The sequence below is a fragment of the Paraburkholderia bannensis genome, from assembly GCF_014200455.1.
Lineage (GTDB): Bacteria > Pseudomonadota > Gammaproteobacteria > Burkholderiales > Burkholderiaceae > Paraburkholderia > Paraburkholderia bannensis_A.
The window spans coordinates 1-4,339 of record NZ_JACHBW010000053.1; the positions used below are offsets into that span (position 1 = coordinate 1).

Below are 4,339 nucleotides of genomic sequence, written 5' to 3' on the forward strand. Positions count from 1 at the left end.
CGCTCTCGGACTTCCGGGGAAAACTTGGTTACCTTCTTGTTCATGGCTCCATTCTCTCAAGAGTTGGAGCCTCCACAAAACCCGGGGCGGTTCAGTATGCATACCCGCCCATGCGGGGTGCTGAAAATGAATCGCTGCGTCGAAACCGCTGCCGGGAAGAACGAATGGCTCCATGCGCTCGGCAATATGCACGGTAATGTTGGAATGCAGATTCTGGAAGCGCTTGAGCCTGGGAATGAGCCAACGCGTAGCGAAGGTAGGAATCGCAGCGATCTCGATACTCGCCCCGTCAAGAGGCTGCCCCATCAGATAAAGACTGTCCCGTTCCAGTCGATCGAGCGTTTCGCGGACCTGCACCGCGTAACGTGCGCCATTGGGCGCAAGCCGTACCCGATTCCCCACGCGCTCGAATAACGCAACACCCAGAAACATCTCCAGCCGAGCAATCTGGCGACTGATGGCTCCTTCGGTCAGCGCCAGCTCTTCGGCTGCGCGGGCAAAGCTGCCATGTCGAGCCGCGGCTTCGAAGGCCAGCAGCGCGGTATTGCTCGGGATCTTACGTCGCATTGGGTCTTTGCTGGTTGGACTACGTGCGGCATCAGCTTGATCAAATGTCATTGAAGGCTGACGTTATATCGCTGTTTGAGCGGACAACGTCAGATTAGCATTCTGTTACCGCAATGAACATGAATCGTTCGCTGCGATATCCTCAATCGACGTGGAGACCAATCCGATGATCTATACCGTGGAATGCAGCTTCGCCGATTCCCTTAGCGAGGCCGAATGGAACGACTTCTACAGCCTCGAAAAGCTGCCCGCGCTGATATCCGTGACCGGCTTCCATTCATCGCAACGCTTCAGGGCTTTGAGCGACGGCTGCCCGACCTACCTCGCCGTCCATACCATCGACGGAATCGATGTGCTGACGGGGGAGGAATATCGCCGGAAAGGCGGTGGCAATTTCGCAAAGTGGCAGCAACATATCACCGACTGGCATCGCAATCTCTATAGCGATATCGGGCTGGCGCCGGCGGTCGATGCGGATGAGTTACTCGTACTGTGTGCGAACAGCCCCCAATCGCTGATCCAGTTGGGTCTATCACCGCTGGCCCTGCACGCAGTCGCGCTGGAGCGAACTCCAGAACATCGCTGGCTTGCAAAGGCGTCACGCCACGATATCGATCATTTCCGGAATATTTCTCAACAGGTGCACCTTTACGCGCCGATAACCGGGCAACTCAGAAGTTCACGCGTCCTTGCGGCCGGACAGCAAAAGCAGAGCTGCGATGCTTAACACGTATCGGTTGTTCTGGCGTTACCGCATCCAGCATTCATGCACGCAATTGAAAAGTGCCCGTGGAGAATAATTGTGCCCAACGTTACGTTTCCCATTCAGCGAGTTGGAGATTTCACTATCACCGCAATCAGCGATGGCTACCTCACCGCCAACCTGAACGCTCTTTCCAATATCGACCCATCTCAGGCGCTCAGGATTCAAAGCGATGCAGGACAAAAAGAGCCTGATTCCGTGCACATAAACTGCTACGTGATACGAACTGAGGGCCGAACGGTTCTGGTCGACGCCGGTGCGGGCGGAATCAGGCAATGGGGCGGCCAATTGAAAGCCAATTTATCGCTTGCTGGCGTCGAAGCAGGCGAGATCGACACGATCCTGCTGACCCACGCGCATCCCGATCATGTCGGCGGACTGCTCGACCCAACCGGGCAACGCTGCTTTCCTAATGCCGAGCTAGTGGCTCATTATCGAGAGCGGGATTTTTGGCAGGACGATGCAAACCTGGCGCGCGCAAGCGAGCGGGCGCGTGGAAACTTTCATATAGCGCGCAAGGTCTTCGACGCATACCGCGACAAGCTCCGCACTTTCGATCGCGGAGAAGTGTTACCGGGTATCAAGGCGATTGCGCTACCGGGACACACTGATGGACACACCGGATATGCGCTTGAATCCGGTAATCAGAGCTTGCTGGTTTGGGGCGATATCGTGCATTTCCCCCATATCCAGATCAAACGGCCCGATGTCACGATCGCCTTCGACCAGCACGCATCACAGGCGGCCGCAACGCGATCGCGGCTTCTGGATTGGGTCAGTTCAGAGGGCACGTTGATTGCCGGAATGCATTTGGGCCAACCCGGCTTCGCGCGCATCAAACGAACGAATGGGCAATACGAGCTGCTTTACGAAACCGAAGAGTGAGCCGCTTATCGCAGCCGCCCTGCGCCAACGTTCTCCATGTAACGCTCCAGCGCAAGATCGTGCGCAGAACCGGCGGCGCTATCGGTGTGCCCCAGACCAGCTTGTCCCGCATCGGGCACACCATTGCCCCCCGGAATTCAGCGATTGCCCTTTCCCGATTAACGGCAGAGGCCCGAGGACTTTAAGCGGTTTAATAAGCGACGCGTTGCGTATGAGCGATGCCGCGAACGCTTGCGCGCCTGAAAACATGCACAATATCTGCCATGCAAGCCCCAGACCTCGAACGCCTCGTCACCCTCGCCATGCCCTTCGGCAAGTACAAAGGCCGGCTGATCGCCGACCTGCCAGGGCACTACCTCAACTGGTTCGCCCGCGAGGGGTTTCCGCCTGGAGAGATCGGCCGCCTCCTTGCCTTGATGCAGGAGATGGATCATAACGGCCTGCGCGACCTGCTCGCGCCGCTACGCAAACGCGGTTAGCGCGGCTAATGCATCACGCCTGGTCACTTCGAATTTTCGAGTGTGTCGCCGCGCAAGCGCATGCTGCCATGTGACAGGCGACGAAGCGGCCGTTCAGGCAGCGCCAGCACAAATACCAGGGAAAACCCTGACTCCAACTTACCCGGCGTAGGTCGATATCGCAAGTATTCGTGTGATTCACACACGCCGGGAGCCACCGATGAAAGTCCGTATGTTTTTCGCCGCAGCCATTTGTGCCGCAACGTGTGTGGGCGCTGCGCCGACGTTCGCGGGCACAGCGACGGCTTTGTCGGACGACGACAGCAGCACCGTTTTCTCATCGGTCAAATTGACCTCATTGCAGGACATCGGCGGCAGCGCGAAAATCAGCGGCCCAACGGCCGCGGTGGGCGCGGACGTTTTGCGCGGCGCGAGCGGCAATGTCGGCGTGAATCTGGCGGCGGGCGCGCTCAACGCGCAGACCAATCAGCTCGTTCTGGCCACCACGTCCCAGGCGGAAATCGTCACGCAACAAAGTACGCATGCCGTCATACGGTTGATCGCCGGTAGCGCGAGCGCATCGCTCGGTGCAGGTGCGCTCGCTGGCGCAAGCGGAAATATCGGCATCAATATCGCCGCCGGTGCGGGTAATGCGCAGTCCAATGCATTGATCGTGCATTGAATCCACGCCTGGGAATCGCTCGATCGCGCTTCAGCAGAATCCCGTTCGCAGCGCCCTTTCCCATTCCGGCCGCTCATTCGATGCGGCCACTTTCGCGGCCTCGTTCCAGTCGTAATCGACGGCTCTAAACTCCGCATTCCAATGCGATGCATGCTTCGTGACGATGGCGTAACGGGCATGCTGGGATCCCGCTTCCATGCGATGCGGGAAGGGATGATCGTCTTCATAGGCGGGCAGCCCAACACTGCCGGGATTCACGATCAGCCGTCCGTCATCGAGCCTCATCGATCGTTGCAGATGCGTGTGCCCGCACAGAATCAGCGCGGCCTGAGCATCGCCCGCACGGCTCGCGACTTCGGCGCGCGTCGCGACCCGGCAGCCGCCTGGCGTCACGGTCTCCAGGAAATAGTCGAGATCGCTTGAGGGCGTGCCATGCACGAGCAGCACGTCGTCGGCGGGTCTGAGCGTGGCGGGCAACTCGCGCAGCCACGCACGTTGATCTTCACGCAGCGCATGGTGTGCAAAGCGATCGGACGGCCCCATGCGTGATGGTTCTCCGGCCAGCAACTGGCGTTCGTGATTGCCCTTGATCGTCGGCAGGCGCAGCGCCATGAGCCGGTCGGCCGTTTGCGATGGGTAAAGCGCGCCCGAGAGAATATCGCCCAGATTGACGATCAGATCGACGCCTTGACTGCGTATATCCGCCAATACGGCATCGAGCGCCGCTAGATTGCCGTGGATATCGGAAATGGCTGCGATTTTCATGGGGCGGACAGGCTCCAGCCTTTAAATCCGGAACAAGGCGATTGTCATCGATTCGTCACCGGATGTCTAATGCATGGCTTTATCGAAGAAGCAAACCATGACCAGACGACTTCGCGCATACAAACCTAGAAGGTGTTATGAACTTTCGGCCAGACCTGGTACCCTGGCGGGATGAAAAAACGCAGACCCTACCCAACGGACGTATCGGACGAAGAGTGG

6 protein-coding genes are annotated in these 4,339 nt (G+C 58.5%); 4 read left to right on the forward strand and 2 right to left on the reverse strand.

The features are described from left to right. Window positions 1–567: LysR family transcriptional regulator (locus F4827_RS34680; RefSeq protein WP_260175579.1), on the reverse strand; the 567-nt coding region annotated here is incomplete at its 3' end. Window positions 568–733: 166 nt separating this feature from the next. Between F4827_RS34680 and F4827_RS34685 the strand changes: the two genes are divergently transcribed. From F4827_RS34685 to F4827_RS34700, 4 genes are all read left to right on the forward strand, one after another. Then, on the forward strand, window positions 734–1,294 hold the full coding sequence (locus F4827_RS34685; protein WP_183733915.1) for a sugar ABC transporter: 561 nt from the start codon (window positions 734–736) through the stop codon (window positions 1,292–1,294). 75 nt (window positions 1,295–1,369) lie between these two features. Beyond that, window positions 1,370–2,215 carry an MBL fold metallo-hydrolase gene (locus F4827_RS34690; RefSeq protein WP_183733917.1) on the forward strand — a complete coding sequence of 282 codons (846 nt, stop codon included), beginning with the start codon at window positions 1,370–1,372 and terminating at the stop codon, window positions 2,213–2,215. Window positions 2,216–2,478: 263 nt separating this feature from the next. Beyond that, window positions 2,479–2,694, forward strand: coding sequence for a DUF3820 family protein (locus tag F4827_RS34695; protein ID WP_183733919.1), 216 nt, complete (start codon window positions 2,479–2,481; stop codon window positions 2,692–2,694). 199 nt (window positions 2,695–2,893) lie between these two features. After that, the gene (locus tag F4827_RS34700; RefSeq protein WP_183733922.1) at window positions 2,894–3,355 is read left to right on the forward strand and encodes a hypothetical protein; all 462 of its coding nucleotides are present in this window, start codon (window positions 2,894–2,896) and stop codon (window positions 3,353–3,355) included. A 30-nt stretch (window positions 3,356–3,385) separates the two neighbouring features. Here F4827_RS34700 and F4827_RS34705 read toward each other — a convergent pair whose 3' ends face one another. Beyond that, entirely contained in the window at window positions 3,386–4,120 is a 735-nt protein-coding gene (locus tag F4827_RS34705) for a metallophosphoesterase (RefSeq protein ID WP_183733925.1), read from the reverse strand. Between the last annotated feature and the right edge of the window lie 219 nt (window positions 4,121–4,339).